Annotated in this window: 16 protein-coding genes; 6 read left to right on the forward strand and 10 right to left on the reverse strand. The window is 63.3% G+C overall.

The window, feature by feature from the left end:
• Position 1: 1 nt before the first annotated feature.
• On the reverse strand, positions 2-1,540 hold the full coding sequence (gene hutH / locus NKJ77_RS17250; RefSeq protein WP_352535509.1) for a histidine ammonia-lyase: 1,539 nt from the start codon (positions 1,538-1,540) through the stop codon (positions 2-4).
• Positions 1,537-2,772: an imidazolonepropionase gene (hutI, locus tag NKJ77_RS17255; RefSeq protein WP_031209675.1), complete on the reverse strand. Its 1,236-nt coding sequence runs from the start codon at positions 2,770-2,772 to the stop codon at positions 1,537-1,539. The genes hutH and hutI overlap by 4 nt, the downstream gene beginning before the upstream one ends.
• A 90-nt stretch (positions 2,773-2,862) precedes the next feature.
• On the opposite strand from hutI, the gene NKJ77_RS17260 reads away from it, so the two are divergent.
• Positions 2,863-4,215: a formimidoylglutamate deiminase gene (locus tag NKJ77_RS17260; protein WP_352535510.1), complete on the forward strand. Its 1,353-nt coding sequence runs from the start codon at positions 2,863-2,865 to the stop codon at positions 4,213-4,215.
• Complete coding sequence (gene hutC / locus NKJ77_RS17265) at positions 4,212-4,952, forward strand: histidine utilization transcriptional repressor HutC (protein WP_352535511.1); 741 nt, start codon at positions 4,212-4,214, stop codon at positions 4,950-4,952. Before NKJ77_RS17260 ends, hutC begins: the two co-directional genes overlap by 4 nt.
• 122 nt (positions 4,953-5,074) lie before the next feature.
• On the opposite strand, the gene NKJ77_RS17270 is transcribed toward hutC, so the two are convergent.
• The gene (locus NKJ77_RS17270) at positions 5,075-5,419 is read right to left on the reverse strand and encodes a RidA family protein (RefSeq protein ID WP_023672906.1); all 345 of its coding nucleotides are present in this window, start codon (positions 5,417-5,419) and stop codon (positions 5,075-5,077) included.
• Positions 5,420-5,625: 206 nt separating this feature from the next.
• On the opposite strand from NKJ77_RS17270, the gene NKJ77_RS17275 reads away from it, so the two are divergent.
• Positions 5,626-5,964, forward strand: a complete 339-nt coding sequence (locus tag NKJ77_RS17275; protein WP_023672907.1) for a protein tyrosine phosphatase family protein — start codon at positions 5,626-5,628, stop codon at positions 5,962-5,964.
• A gap of 219 nt (positions 5,965-6,183) precedes the next feature.
• Here NKJ77_RS17275 and NKJ77_RS17280 read toward each other — a convergent pair whose 3' ends face one another.
• Positions 6,184-6,651 (reverse strand): Lrp/AsnC family transcriptional regulator, encoded by a 468-nt coding sequence (locus NKJ77_RS17280; protein WP_352535512.1) that lies wholly within the window; start codon positions 6,649-6,651, stop codon positions 6,184-6,186.
• 135 nt (positions 6,652-6,786) lie between these two features.
• Here NKJ77_RS17280 and hppD point away from each other — a divergent pair, with 135 nt between their 5' ends.
• Both hppD and NKJ77_RS17290 read left to right on the forward strand, forming a co-directional pair.
• A complete protein-coding gene (gene hppD, locus NKJ77_RS17285) occupies positions 6,787-7,902 on the forward strand; it encodes a 4-hydroxyphenylpyruvate dioxygenase (protein ID WP_023694412.1) in 1,116 nt (371 codons plus the stop codon).
• A gap of 67 nt (positions 7,903-7,969) precedes the next feature.
• Positions 7,970-8,194 carry a type II toxin-antitoxin system Phd/YefM family antitoxin gene (locus tag NKJ77_RS17290; RefSeq protein WP_023702307.1) on the forward strand — a complete coding sequence of 75 codons (225 nt, stop codon included), beginning with the start codon at positions 7,970-7,972 and terminating at the stop codon, positions 8,192-8,194.
• Between the two features lie 3 nt (positions 8,195-8,197).
• Here NKJ77_RS17290 and NKJ77_RS17295 read toward each other — a convergent pair whose 3' ends face one another.
• Genes NKJ77_RS17295 through hmgA form a run of 6 tightly spaced genes read right to left on the reverse strand, consistent with a single transcriptional unit; the run spans position 8,198 to position 12,599 of the window.
• Positions 8,198-8,734 carry a DinB family protein gene (locus NKJ77_RS17295; RefSeq protein WP_352519323.1) on the reverse strand — a complete coding sequence of 179 codons (537 nt, stop codon included), beginning with the start codon at positions 8,732-8,734 and terminating at the stop codon, positions 8,198-8,200.
• Entirely contained in the window at positions 8,731-9,027 is a 297-nt protein-coding gene (locus NKJ77_RS17300) for a hypothetical protein (protein ID WP_352519324.1), read from the reverse strand. Before NKJ77_RS17300 ends, NKJ77_RS17295 begins: the two co-directional genes overlap by 4 nt.
• Positions 9,028-9,041: 14 nt before the next feature.
• Positions 9,042-10,055, reverse strand: a complete 1,014-nt coding sequence (locus NKJ77_RS17305) for a fumarylacetoacetate hydrolase family protein (protein ID WP_352519325.1) — start codon at positions 10,053-10,055, stop codon at positions 9,042-9,044.
• A gap of 15 nt (positions 10,056-10,070) precedes the next feature.
• Positions 10,071-10,415: a DUF7660 family protein gene (locus NKJ77_RS17310; RefSeq protein ID WP_023713593.1), complete on the reverse strand. Its 345-nt coding sequence runs from the start codon at positions 10,413-10,415 to the stop codon at positions 10,071-10,073.
• Positions 10,412-11,275 (reverse strand): MBL fold metallo-hydrolase, encoded by an 864-nt coding sequence (locus NKJ77_RS17315; RefSeq protein WP_352535513.1) that lies wholly within the window; start codon positions 11,273-11,275, stop codon positions 10,412-10,414. The genes NKJ77_RS17310 and NKJ77_RS17315 overlap by 4 nt, the downstream gene beginning before the upstream one ends.
• Before the next feature lie 10 nt (positions 11,276-11,285).
• Entirely contained in the window at positions 11,286-12,599 is a 1,314-nt protein-coding gene (hmgA, locus tag NKJ77_RS17320) for a homogentisate 1,2-dioxygenase (protein ID WP_023831544.1), read from the reverse strand.
• A 124-nt stretch (positions 12,600-12,723) separates the two neighbouring features.
• On the opposite strand from hmgA, the gene NKJ77_RS17325 reads away from it, so the two are divergent.
• Positions 12,724-13,158: a MarR family winged helix-turn-helix transcriptional regulator gene (locus NKJ77_RS17325; protein WP_023831543.1), complete on the forward strand. Its 435-nt coding sequence runs from the start codon at positions 12,724-12,726 to the stop codon at positions 13,156-13,158.
• Positions 13,159-13,410 lie beyond the last annotated feature (252 nt).

Genomic DNA, 13,410 nt, shown 5'->3' on the forward strand with positions numbered 1-13,410 from the left:
GTCAGACTCCCGAAATCGAAGGCAGTGTCACCGCGCCGGCAGCCTTGATGGCAGCGCCGCTGCGCACCATGGCGATGGCCTTTTCCATATCGGGATGGAAATGTCGGTCGTTGTCGAGATGCGGCACTTCTGCGCGGACCAGTTTGCGCACGGCTTCAAGGGCCGCGCTCGACGCCAGCGGTGCATGGAAATCGCAGCCCTGCGCGGCGGCCAAGAGTTCGATGCCGATGACGGCTGTCGCATTCTCGACCATGCCGATCAGCCGGCGCGCGCCATGTGCGGCCATCGAGACGTGGTCTTCCTGGTTGGCCGAGGTCGGGATGGAATCGACGCTCGCGGGATAGGCCTTCTGCTTGTTTTCGGAAACGAGTGCCGCCGCCGTCACCTGCGGGATCATGAAGCCGGAGTTCAGGCCGGGCTTCGGCGTCAGGAAGGCCGGCATGCCGGACAGCGCGGGGTCTACCAGCATGGCGATGCGGCGCTCCGACAGCGAGCCGATCTCGCAGACGGCAAGCGCGATCATGTCGGCAGCGAAAGCCACCGGCTCGGCGTGGAAATTGCCGCCGGAGAGCGCTGTGTCGTCCTCGGCGAAAATCAGCGGATTGTCAGTGACGCCATTGGCCTCGGTGCCAAGCGTGTCGGCGGCCTGACGCAGCACACTGAGCGCGGCGCCCATCACCTGCGGCTGGCAGCGCAGGCAGTACGGATCCTGCACGCGCTCGTCGCCGACGCGGTGCGATTCACGAATGGCGCTGCCGGCCATCAGGTTGCGCAGCGCTGCCGCCGTCTCGATCTGGCCGGGATGTTTGCGCAGGAGATGGATGCGCGGATCGAAGGGCGCGTCCGAACCCTTGGCGGCGTCGGTCGACAGCGCGCCGGCGACCAGCGCCGACTGGTAAAGCACTTCGGCCTCGAAGAGAGCGGCCAACGCATAGGCGGTGGAGAACTGCGTGCCGTTGAGCAGCGCCAGACCTTCCTTGGCGCCCAGCGTCACCGGCTCCAGGCCGTGCGAGACGAAAGCGACCTTGGCCGGGAAGCGGCCATGCGGGGTAAAGCATTCGCCAACGCGGATCATCACTGCCGTCATGTGCGACAGCGGCGCGAGATCGCCGGAGGCGCCGACCGAGCCTTGCGCCGGCACCACGGGAATGACGTCGTTGGCCAGCATCGCTTCCAGCAATTCGATGGTTTGCGGCCGCACGCCCGACGCACCCTGCGCCAGGCTGGCGAGCTTCAGCGCCATCATCAACCGAACCACAGCGACCGGCATCGGCTCGCCGACGCCGGCGGCATGCGACAAAACGATGTTGCGTTGCAGGGTCTCTAGATCCTCGGCCGGAATGCGGACGCTGGCCAGTTTGCCGAAGCCGGTGTTGATGCCATAGACCGGCTCACCCTTGGCGACGATGCGGGCGACAGCCTCGGCGCTGGCCTTGATTTTTGGCCGGCAGGAGGCGTCGAGCTTCGGCATGGCGCCACGATAGATAGCGCGCCAGTCGGCCAGCGTCGCATTGCCGGGCTTCAGGTTAAGTTCGGTCATTGTCCTCTCCAGATGCGGGCATGGAGCGGGTTGAAGCCCATGCGGTAGACGAGTTCGGCCGGACGCTCGACGTCCCAGATCGCCAGGTCGGCGGATTTTCCTGCCTCCAGCGTGCCGGTCTGGCCGAGCAATCCCAGCGCGCGGGCAGCCTCGCGAGTGGTGCCGGCCAGGCATTCCTCGACGGTCAGGCCGAAAAGCGTCGCGGCCATGTTCATGGTCAGCAACAGCGAGGTCAGCGGCGACGTCCCGGGATTGTTGTCGGTGGCGACCGCCATCTTGACGCCGTGCTGGCGAAACAGGCCGATCGGCGGCTTCCTGGTTTCGCGGATGAAATAGTAGGCGCCGGGCAGGATGGTCGCCACGGTGCCGGCCTTGGCCATCGCTGCGGCGCCGGCCTCGTCGGTGTATTCGAGATGGTCGGCCGACAGCGCGCCATAGCGGGCGGCAAGTTCGGCGCCACGCAGGTTCGACAGCTGGTCGGCATGGAGCTTTACCGGCAGGCCAAGCGCCTTGGCCTTGTCGAAGACGCGGGCAATCTGTTCCGGCGAAAAGGCAATGCCCTCGCAAAAGCCGTCTACGGCGTCAGCCAGGCCCTCGGCGGCGATTGCGGGCAGGATCGTGTTGGCGACGAGATCGACAAAAGCGTCCTTGTCGCCTTTTGCTTCCGGCGGCAGCGCATGCGCGCCGAGGAAGGTGGTGCGGACCGTGACCGGGCGTTGCTTGTCCAGCTGCCGCGCGGCGCGAAGCGACTTCTGTTCATTTTCGAGATCGAGCCCGTAACCCGACTTTACCTCTACCGTGGTGACACCCTCGGCCATCAGCGCATCGAGGCGTGGCAGCGTCTGCGCAACCAGTGCGTCTTCGCTCGCGGCACGCAGGGATTTGACCGAGGAGACGATGCCGCCGCCGGCACGGGCGACTTCTTCATAGGTGGCGCCGGCCAGCCGCATCTCGAACTCGTTGGCACGGTTGCCGGCATGGATGAGATGGGTGTGGCAGTCGATCAGGCCGGGCGTGATCCAGCGGCCTTCGCAATCGGTAGTCTCGCCGCCCTGAGCCAACGCTGACGGCATGTCGGCTTCCGGACCGGCATAGACGATGACGCCGTCACGGGCGACGATCGCGCCCTTGTCGACAATGCCCAGTCCGGCGTCGCCTTCGGCCATGGTTGCCAAGCGCGCATTGCGCCAAAGGTGAAGGCCCCCTGCCCGGCTTTTGTTCTGTGCCGCCATCATCTTTTTCCGTTTGATTGGATGGCGATTATGTATATACATATTGAAAAGCACTGCAAGTGCAATTGTTCAGGGAATGCGGAGAAAAACGTGACGGCGATCTTTGCGGAACAGGCGCTGCTGCCCAATGGCTGGCACGACAAGGTGCGGATTTTGTTGAACGACGGTCGCATCACGGCAGTCGAAGCCGGCACGTCGATACAGGCTGACGACGAACGCCACGCCATTCTGGTGCCGGGCATGCCGAACCTGCACAGCCACGCCTTCCAGCGCGGCATGGCCGGGCTTGCCGAACTGCGCGGTCCCTCCGCCGACAGCTTCTGGAGCTGGCGCGAGGTGATGTACCGCTTCGCGCTGTCGATGACGCCGGACCAGGTCGAGGCGGTCGCCGCCCAGCTTTATGTCGAAATGCTGGAGGCCGGATTCTCGCGCGTCGGCGAATTTCATTATCTCCACCACGATCGCGACGGAAAACCCTATGCCAACCTTGCCGAGATGGCCGAACGTATTGCCGCGGCCGCCGGCGAAACCGGGATCGGCCTGACGCTGCTGCCGGTGTTTTATGCCCATTCCTCCTTCGGCGGCGCTGCGCCCAACGAAGGCCAGCGGCGATTCATCAACGATGTGAATCGGTTCGAACGCTTGCTTGAGAAAAGCCGCGAATCGGTTCGTGCGTTGAATCAGGCTGTCGTCGGCGTCGCCCCGCACAGCCTGCGCGCCGCGACGCCGGAGGAACTCAGCGCTGTTGCCGCCATTGCGCCGGACGGACCGATCCACATCCACGTCGCCGAGCAGGCGAAGGAGGTCGAGGATTGCCTGGCGTGGTCGGGTGCGCGACCGGTCGAATGGCTGCTCGCCAATGCCGGGATCGACAAGCGTTGGTGCCTGATCCACGCCACCCACATGACCGAGGCTGAGACAACCGGCATGGCCAGAAGCGGCGCCATTGCCGGGCTTTGCCCGATCACCGAGGCCAATCTCGGCGACGGCACCTTTTCAGCACCTCTGTTCATCGAACATGGCGGCCGCTTCGGCGTCGGCTCGGATTCCAACGTGCTGATCGGCCTGCCGGATGAATTGCGCCAGCTCGAATATTCGCAGCGCCTCGCACACCGCGCCCGCAATGTGCTGGCGGTGGCCGGCGGCTCGACCGGGCGGGCTCTGTTCGACGCCGCCCTCGATGGCGGCAGCACCGCACTCGGCGCCGGCCCGTCGCGGATCGCCGCCGGCGCCGCGGCTGATTTCGTCTCCCTCGACGAAAACCATCCTTCGCTGGCCGGAAAAAGTGGCGATGCGATCCTCGACGCCTGGATCTTTGCCAATGGCGGCAAGGTCGATTGCGTCTGGGTGCACGGAAAAAAACAAGTCAGCGGCGGCCGGCATGCAGTGCGTGAGACGATCGCCGAGCGCTTTCGCCATGTGATGACGGCGCTTTCGGCATGAGCATATCAGAGACAGCGGCGGTGGAAGGCGGCGGTTCGCTGCACCAGCGCATCCTGTCCGACATCAGCGAGAAAATAATGTCCGGCGCCTGGGCGCCGGGTCACCGCATCCCGTTCGAGCACGAGTTGACGGCCGAATACAATTGCTCGCGCATGACGGTGAACAAGGCGCTGTCGCAACTGGCCAAGGCCGGGCTGATAGAGCGCCGCCGCCGTTCGGGCAGCTTTGTCCGCCAGCCGCAGTCGCAGGCCGCGGTGCTGGAAATTCACGACATCAGGATCGAGGTCGAAGCGCTTGGGCTGGCCTATCGCTATGAGCGCATGGCGCGGCAGAAAAGGCGCAGCAGCGCCGAGGATCGCGCCTTGCTGGAATTGGGAGCGGCTGGACAGGTGCTGGCGCTGGAATGCCGGCATTTTGCCGGCAAGCGGCCGTTCGCGCACGAACAGCGGCTGATCAATCTGGCCGCCGTCGCGGAAGCCGCCGAGGAGGAGTTTCTCGACATTGCCCCCGGTCCTTGGCTGATCGGCCGCGTGCCATGGAGCGAGGCCGAGCACCGTATCCGCGCGGTCGCGGCCGACAGGCATATTGCCGAAGCCCTCGACGTCGCAACCGGCGCGCCCTGCCTGGTGGTCGAGCGCCGAACCTGGAGCGCCGAGCACCCGGTGACGCAGGTGAGGTTCACCTACGCCGCGGAGAGCCACACGTTGGTGGCGAGGTTCAAGCCTTCGCAGGGGTAGCTCCTTTACCCTCCCCCTTGTGGGGAGGGTCGCTGCGAAGCAGCGGGGTGGGGGTCGGCGCCAGCCCCCCGCCCGGACCTTTGGTCCGACCTCCCCACAAGGGGGAGGTAGAAGGCTGCACTTTAAATCGCCGCCGTAACGATAATCTCGACAGTGTATTCCGGCCCTGCAAGCTTGGCCTCACCCGTGGCGCGGGCGGGCGTGTTGCCTTGCGGGACCCACTTGTCCCATTCCTTGTTCATCTCGGCGAAGGTGCCCATATCGGCCAGCCAGATGATCGCCTGCAGGATCTTGGTCTTGTCGGTGCCGGCCTTGGCCAGCAGTTCGTCGATAGATGCGAGGATCGACCTCGTCTGTTCGCCAACGCTGGCGCCGGGCGTTCCGACCTGGCCGGCGAGATAGACGGTGTTGCCGTGGATGACGATCTGGCTCATGCGCGGGCCAACATCGATGCGACGAATGCTCATGGGATGGTTCCTTCGTTTGTCGGTGCGCCTGTTTAGAGTCGCTGCCGCCTCCGGGCAAGGCCAACAGCGCGAAACCTCTTGAGCCTGGGTTGGATCTTGGGCCGCAAATGTCTATCTGCGCCGAGGGATTTCTTTCCGGCGCGGATTGCCGACCTCGTGTGAGAGTGGCAAGACTTTGCGCCAAACCAGATTGGAGGATGAGAGCCATGGAATATCGCGAAATCAGCGAGGACTATTCGGTCTCGGGCCAGATCCAGCCCGAAGATGCCGCCGCCATCAAGGAAGCCGGTTTCAAGAGCGTGATCTGCAACCGGCCGGATGACGAGCAGCCCGACCAGCCTTCGGCCGACAGCGTCAAGGCGGCGGTCGAAGCCGCGGGGCTGGCCTTCCGTTACATCCCGGTGATCAGCGGCCAGATCACAGCCGAGAATGTCGAAGATCAGGCCGAAGCGCTCGACGCGCTCGAAGGCCCGGTGTTTGCCTATTGCCGCTCCGGCGCGCGCTGCACCAATCTCTACGGGCTGATCCAGCAGTCCAAGGGGTGAGCATCCTGAGGCGCTGGCGATCCCTCACACCCCCCTCTGTCCTGCCGGACATCTCCCCCGCAAGGGGGGAGATCGGATGTCGCCTTCGCTCTTCGCCAATCGCCGACGTTGCAGGATGAGCGCTGGACAAAGCTGCTGATCTCCTCCTTGCGGGGGAGATGGCCGGCAGGCCAGAGAGGGGTGCTGTCCCGCCGACGTATCAACTGAAACTCTCTCAAACTAGATCGGCAGCGCGCCGGTCTCCTTCAGCGTCTCCAACACGATCGCCGTCTTCACATGCTGCACGGAGTCGTGCGGCAGGAGCACACCGTTGACGAATTCCGACAATGATTTCAGATCGGGCGTCACCACCTTCAAGATATAATCCATCTCACCGGTCAGCGCGTGCGCCTCCTGCACTTCCGGCAGCCGCGCCAGCAATTCGCCGAAGCGCCGCGCATTGTCGCGGTTGTGGGTGGCGAGCGTCACCGAGATGACGTTGACCAGCGAGAAGCCGAGCTTGTCGCGGTCGAGCACCGCCCGGTAGCCCTTGATATAGCCGTCCTCTTCCAACCGCTGGCGGCGGCGCGAGCATTGGGAGGCGGAGAGGTTCACCCGCTCCGACAGGTCGTTGTTGGTCAGCCGCCCATCGCCCTGCAGAAGTGCCATTATCTTGCGGTCGAACTGATCGATGCGCGTCTCATTCATGATCTTTGGCCCGTTTGTGCACAATTCACGCACGATCTGATCATTTCAAGCGTTTGAATGCAAGCACCGTGCAGCCGCTCCGCGTTATGATTGCACGTGGTCCGCTGCGGCCACCGCCAGTTTTGGAGCAATGCCATGGGTCCCTTTCCGCACGACGCCCCGCCCGCCAAGATCAGCAAGGAAAACCCCGCCGGCACCGACGGTTTCGAGTTCGTCGAGTTCGCCCATGCGGAGCCGCAGAAGCTCGCCGAGCTGTTCACCCGCATGGGCTATGTCGCGGTGGCCAAGCACCGCACGAAGGACATCACCGTCTGGCGCCAGGGCGACATCAACTATGTCGTCAATGCCGAGCCGGGTTCGCATGCGATGAAATTCGTCGACAAGCACGGCCCCTGCGCCGCCTCGATGGCCTGGCGCGTGGTCGATGCAAAGCATGCGTTCGAGCATGCGGTATCGAAAGGCGCCACGCCCTACGACGGCAACGACAAGGCGCTCGACGTGCCGGCCATTGTCGGCATTGGCGGCTCACTGCTCTATTTCATCGAAGCCTATGGCAAGAAGGGCTCGGCCTATGATGCCGAGTTCGAGTGGCTGGGCGAACGCGACCCGCGGCCCCAGGGCGTCGGCTTCTATTTCCTCGACCACCTCACCCACAATGTCTATCGCGGCCAGATGGACAAATGGTGGGACTTTTATCGCGAATTGTTCGGCTTCAAGCAGATCCATTTCTTCGACATCGACGGCAAGATCACCGGCCTCGTCAGCCGCGCCATCACCTCGCCCTGCGGCAAGATCCGTATCCCGCTGAACGAGTCCAAGGACGACACCAGCCAGATCGCCGAGTATCTGAAGAAGTACAATGGCGAAGGCATCCAGCATATCGCTGTCGGCACCGACGACATCTACGCCGCCACCGACAAGCTTGCCGACAACGGGCTGAAGTTCATGCCCGGTCCGCCGGAGACCTACTACGACATGTCGTACAACAGGGTGAACGGGCATGACGAGCCGATCGAGCGGATGAAGAAGCACGGCATCCTGATCGACGGCGAAGGCGTGGTCGACGGCGGCATGACCAAGATCCTGCTGCAGATATTCTCCAAAACCGTGATCGGCCCGATCTTCTTCGAATTCATCCAGAGGAAGGGCGACGAAGGTTTTGGCGAAGGCAATTTCCGCGCGCTGTTCGAGTCGATCGAGCAGGACCAGATCAAGCGCGGCGTGATCAAGGTCGATGGCAAGGCGGCGTGAAAACCGTAAGCTCGTTTGCGGCTCGATCGGCTTTGATCTAAGTTCCGATCACAAGAGAGGTCGAGCCGTGAACGTCTCCATAACCGAAGCAAAGGCCAAACTATCGGAACTCGTCGGCCGCGCGGAAGCCGGCGAGGAGATAGTCATCACTCGTCACGGCAAGATCGCGGCGCGGCTCGTGGCACCAGTTCGAGAAGACTTGTTGTCGCGCATAGGTGCCCTGAAGGGCAAGATTTGGATTTCTGACGATTTCGACAAACTCGGCCCTGAATGGAACGAGTACACCAGATAAAGGTCAGAGGCCCAGCCGCTCGACCTCTTCCTTCCTCACCTTCAAATCATAATCGAGCAAAAACTCGTCCAGCTGCGGCGGCGCGACCGAGCTGCCCGAGAGCATCGCGTGAACCTGGCCGCGATGGTGGATGTCGTGGAGGAAGACATGGGCGAGAATGTCGCCGATCTTTTCGGGGATCATGCCGTCCTCGCGCCGGTCCGTGATGACCTGACGGTCGAGATCCGCCTCCGACAGCTTCTCGCAAAAGGCGATTAGGCGTCGATCTGCTGCGACCTGGGCGGCAAACAGCGCCTGCGGCACATCGAACGGCACGTAGTCGTCATAAGCGGCCGCACCGACGCCGCCTTCTTCGAGAAAATCGAGATAGAGTTGATCGACCGCGAGGATGTGGTTGAGCGTCGCCTTGATCGACGGGAAGAAGCTTGTGCGCTCGGCTTCGAATTCGCCGGGCTTTAGCTGCAGCACGGCGCGACAGAGCCGGTCGTTCGACCAGAGATTGTTGCCGGCCATGCGGCTGAAATGCTCGAGCAGGGTCACGCGTTCATTCGTCTGATCAGGCCAATGCCTGCCGCCATCACCGCGAAGCCGGCGACAACGATCAGCAGCAGCCGGTTCATGCGCCGCCGCATCGCCTGCGTCTCCTCGTCCCGCGCCACATTGGTCTTGGTGATGGTGTGGAACATCATCGCCTTGCGCGGGTAGCCGCTGCGGTTGGTCAGATCAGGCGAGCGCGCCTCGATGCGGTAGCTCAGCCGGATCGCCTGGATGAAGACCACCAGAATGGCCAGCGCCCAGACGCCGGCCAGCAGGTAGAACGCCTCGCCCGTCATTGCATTGCCCCCTCTTATGCCTGGGACTTCTCGACCTTCTGCTCGATGGCGCCGAAGATCGAGTTTCCGCTTTTATTCTTCATCTCGATACGCACCGTATCGCCAAAGCGCAGGAACGGCGTCTTGGGCTCGCCAGACTCAATGGTCTCGATCATGCGCAGTTCAGCGATGCAGGAATAGCCGGCGCCGCCGGCCGCCACCGGTTTGCCCGGCCCGCCATCCAGCTTGTTGGAGACGGTGCCGGAACCGATGACGGTGCCGGCAACCAGCGGCCGTGTCTTTGCGGCATGGGCAATCAGCGCCGGGAAGTCGAAGGTCATGTCGACGCCGGCATTGGCACGGCCGAACGGCTTGCCGTTGACGTCGGCGAGCAGAGGCAGGTTGACCTTGCCGCCATCCCAGGCGTCGCCGAGTTCGTCCGGCGTCACCGCCACCGGCGAAAAAGCCGAGGACGGCTTCGACTGGAAGAAGCCAAACCCCTTGGCGAGTTCGGGTCCGGTGAGCGCGCGCAGCGTCACATCATTGACCAGCATGACCAGCCGGATCGCAGCGCGCGCCTGGTCGAGGCTGGCGCCCATCGGCACATCGTCGACGACGACGGCGACCTCCGCCTCCATGTCGATGCCGAAGGCTTCGTCCGCCGCGCGGATCGGCTCGCGCGGCGCGATAAAGGAATCCGAGCCACCCTGATAGATCAGCGGATCGGTCCAGAAGCTTGCCGGCATCTCGGCGCCGCGGGCTTTGCGCACCAGCTCGACATGGTTCACGTAGGCCGAACCATCGGCCCATTGATAGGCGCGTGGCAGCGGCGAATGGGCATCATGCTCATGGAAGCGTGCCGACGGCACCGCATTGTTCTCCAGCGATTCGGCGATGGTCGCCAGATGCGGCGAAATCCGTTGCCAGTCGTCGAGCGCGGCCTGCAGCGTGCGCGCCAGGAACGAGGCGTCGGTGAAGCGCGTCAGGTCGCGCGAGACGACGACGAGTTTTCCGTCGCGCGTCCCGTCCTTCAATGTGGCAAGCTTCATGCATCCTCCCAATGGTTATTCGTAATATTTGCCGGCGTAGATAATTCTCGCAGCGGCCTTCCAAGGATTTTCATCAGCCAGGAATGCCGGATCGCCACCCTGATTGTCTTCAGTCCAAGCGACAGCCCGCTCGAGAAAGGCGCTGATCGAGCCGTTTTCCCATCCATTCCAACCTGAAGAATAGGGTCCCGCCGGTTTCAATGCTTCTTTGCGGTCCGCATCCTCGCTATCTCGCCTCAGACCGTCGATGAACCCGATGAAAGACTGCAAATCCTGAACATCGTCGAGAAGCAATCGAAGGCTTTCCGAGGACCGCGCCTCTGATGCCCGCAGATCCTCCCAGTGTTGTTCATCCGTCACGTCTTTGCCTCCAGCCCCACAACAAAGCCGTCGCGGGCAATCGTCAAGTCACCTACCCACGATTTCCTGACAGCAACCTCCCAGTCGGCCCCGCCGATCTCGGGATCATCGGCCGGAATAAGGTGGTTGAGCACCAGCCTCTTCACCCCGGCATCGGTGGCGATGCGGCCGGCTTCCTCGGCAAATGAGTGGCTGGCGAGCAGATGCTCCTTCAGCCGCGCCCCGTTGCCGGTCCTGGCGACCAGCCGCTCGATGCCCTCGTCCAGCATGGCTTCATGGACGAGGATGTCGGCATTTTTGGCGAAGCCGGCGAGCGGCGGGAAGAAGGCGGTGTCGGATGAGAAGACGACGCTTTTACCGCCTTGCTCGAACCGCAGCGCGAAACAGTCGGTTACCGGTGGATGGTCGACGCGCAGTGCCGAGACCTTCAGGCCGCGTTGTGCGAAAACCTGGCCTTCGCCGAATTCAACGATCGAAACCAGTTCGCGGATGTCCGGCCTGCCTTCGTCGACGATTCGGATCTCGATGTCGAACTCCATCGCCTGGCAGAAGCGCCGCCAGTAATGCCCGGTGCCGGGCGGTCCGAACAACGTCACCGGATTGGCCAGACCGGCGGTCCAGGCGGTGTGGAGCAGCGCCCCCAGTTCCAGCACATGATCGGAATGCAGATGGGTGACGAAGATCAGGTCGAGCGCCTTCAGGCTGACGCCGGCATCGACCAGGCCACGCGTGACACCCAGCCCGCAATCGACGACGATGGTCCGCCCGCCAAGCTCCAGCAGCGACGAACTCGGCCACGGCCCGCCCGACCGCAATGCCGGGCCGCCTTTCGAGCCGAGAAGCACCAGCCGGTCGTTCATTGGGCTGATCTCAAGACCAGTCGCCCTCCGGCGTGCCGTTGAAACGCTTCTTCAGATCGGTCCAGCAATCGATGTAATTGTCCTGCCTTGTTTCAAGCTCGGCGCCGTAGCGGGTCAGCATTTGCGGGAATCGGGTCTCGAACATGAAGGCCATCGTGTTGTCGAGCTTGACCGGTTTCAGCTCCGAGCGCGAGGCCTTTTCGAAGCCAGGTGCGTCGGGGCCGTGGGCCAGCATCAGATTGTGCAGGCTGATGCCTCCGGGCACGAAGCCTTCTTCCTTGGCGTCGTACTGGCCATGGATCAGGCCCATGAACTCGCTCATGATGTTGCGGTGGTACCAGGGCGGCCGGAACGTGTCTTCCGCCACCAGCCAGCGCGGCGGGAAGATGACGAAGTCGATATTGGCGGTGCCCTCCTCGCCGCTCGGCGCCGTCAGCACGGTGAAGATCGACGGATCGGGATGGTCGAACAGGATGGCGCCGACCGGCGAAAACGTCGCCAGATCATATTTGTAGGGCGCATAGTTGCCGTGCCAGGCGACGACGTCGAGCGGCGAATGGCCGATCTCGGTAACGTTGAAATTGCCGCACCATTTCACCGTCAGCCGGCACGGCGTCTCCTTCTCCTCGAACCAGGCGCTGGGCGTCTTGAAGTCGCGTGGGTTGGCCAGGCAGTTGGCGCCGATCGGGCCGCGGTCGGGCAGCGTCAGCTTGGCGCCGTAATTCTCGCAGACATAGCCGCGCACTTCCTTGTCGGCGAGCTCGACCTTGAACACCAGACCGCGCGGCAGCACGGCGATCTCGCCGGGCCGAAGCTCGATGACGCCCATCTCGGTGACAAAGCGCAAGGCACCGACCTGGGGGACAATCAGCAACTCGCCGTCGGCGTTGAAGAAATGGTCGTCGACCATCGAGCGGTTGGCGACATAGACATGCGCCGCCATGCCGCTTTGGCCCAGCACGTCGCCGGCGGTGGTGATGGTGCGCATCCCTTGAATGAAATCGGTCGGCTCCTTCGGCATCGGCACCGGGTTCCAGCGGTACTGGCCGAGCGCCAGTTCGTGGTCGCCGACATTGGGGGCGGTCTTCCACAAGGGATAGCTCACCGCCTTGAAGCGGCCGGTGTGTTTTACGCTCGGCCGGATGCGGTAGAGCCAGGAGCGCTCATTGGTGCCGCGCGGGGCGGTGAAGGGCGAGCCCGAGAGCTGCTCGGCATAAAGTCCGTAAGCCGGCCGCTGCGGGGAATTGCGCCCTTGCGGCAGCGAGCCGGGCAGCGTTTCGGTCTCAAAATCATTGCCGAAGCCCGGCATGTAGGAAAATTCCATCCGATCCTCCCTAATCCCGACCGCCGCGAAGCGCGGCCTGCCGGCGATGTTGACCAAACTGGTTTCATTTGTAACCATCGAAAATGTAACTATCAACGGCTGATGCCGCATCCACGGTGCGCATATGGAAACCCTCGAACTCGAAAATTTCCTGCCCTACCGGCTTTACCGGCTGGCCGACGCTGTCAGCCGAGAATTTTCAAAAATCTACCGCGACCGTCACGGCCTGACGCGGCCGGAATGGCGCACGCTGTCAGGGCTCGGACAGCGCGGCACGATGACGGCGACAGCGCTTGGCGAACAGGCGGCCATGCACAAGACCAAGGTGTCGCGCGCCGTGGCCGAGCTCGAGCGGCGACGCTGGCTGGTACGCACAACCGACGAGAACGATCGACGTGTAGAGCATCTGGCGCTGACGAAGGCGGGGCTGGCGGCCTATGGCGAAATGGTGCCGCTGGCGAAGGCGTTTGAACGGGAGTTGCTGGAGAGGCTGAGCACAGAGGAGCGGACAGCGATTGTGAGCGGCGTGGCGGCGCTGGAGGGAGCGTTGGGTGAATAAAGAATCTGCTCCGCCGTGATCCTTCACACCCCCCTCTGTCCTGCCGGACATCTCCCCCGCAAGGGGTGAGATCAGATGTCGCGAAGGCTTTCGCCAATCTCCAATGTTGCGGAGGTGGCGAGGCGTCAAAGCTGCCAATCTCCCTCCTTGCGGGGGAGATGGCCGGCGGTAGTGTGCTGAGAGTTCTGCAAATTCGCTGAGAGAGGGCGGTCATGGCAGGCTGGTGATGTTCAACGTCACCGATTCCCTGGA

The sequence above is a fragment of the Mesorhizobium sp. M0052 genome, from assembly GCF_040323255.1.
In the GTDB taxonomy this organism is placed as follows: Bacteria; Pseudomonadota; Alphaproteobacteria; order Rhizobiales; family Rhizobiaceae; genus Mesorhizobium.

Coding starts and splice junctions, on each gene's coding strand:
- hutH (WP_352535509.1), bottom strand. CDS start 1,540: ATGACCGAACTTAACCTGAAGCCCGGCAATGCGACGCTGGCCGACTGG.
- hutI (WP_031209675.1), bottom strand. CDS start 2,772: ATGGCGGCACAGAACAAAAGCCGGGCAGGGGGCCTTCACCTTTGGCGC.
- hutC (WP_352535511.1), top strand. CDS start 4,212: ATGAGCATATCAGAGACAGCGGCGGTGGAAGGCGGCGGTTCGCTGCAC.
- NKJ77_RS17270 (WP_023672906.1), bottom strand. CDS start 5,419: ATGAGCATTCGTCGCATCGATGTTGGCCCGCGCATGAGCCAGATCGTC.
- NKJ77_RS17275 (WP_023672907.1), top strand. CDS start 5,626: ATGGAATATCGCGAAATCAGCGAGGACTATTCGGTCTCGGGCCAGATC.
- NKJ77_RS17280 (WP_352535512.1), bottom strand. CDS start 6,651: ATGAATGAGACGCGCATCGATCAGTTCGACCGCAAGATAATGGCACTT.
- hppD (WP_023694412.1), top strand. CDS start 6,787: ATGGGTCCCTTTCCGCACGACGCCCCGCCCGCCAAGATCAGCAAGGAA.
- NKJ77_RS17300 (WP_352519324.1), bottom strand. CDS start 9,027: ATGACGGGCGAGGCGTTCTACCTGCTGGCCGGCGTCTGGGCGCTGGCC.
- NKJ77_RS17305 (WP_352519325.1), bottom strand. CDS start 10,055: ATGAAGCTTGCCACATTGAAGGACGGGACGCGCGACGGAAAACTCGTC.
- NKJ77_RS17315 (WP_352535513.1), bottom strand. CDS start 11,275: ATGAACGACCGGCTGGTGCTTCTCGGCTCGAAAGGCGGCCCGGCATTG.
- hmgA (WP_023831544.1), bottom strand. CDS start 12,599: ATGGAATTTTCCTACATGCCGGGCTTCGGCAATGATTTTGAGACCGAA.
- NKJ77_RS17325 (WP_023831543.1), top strand. CDS start 12,724: ATGGAAACCCTCGAACTCGAAAATTTCCTGCCCTACCGGCTTTACCGG.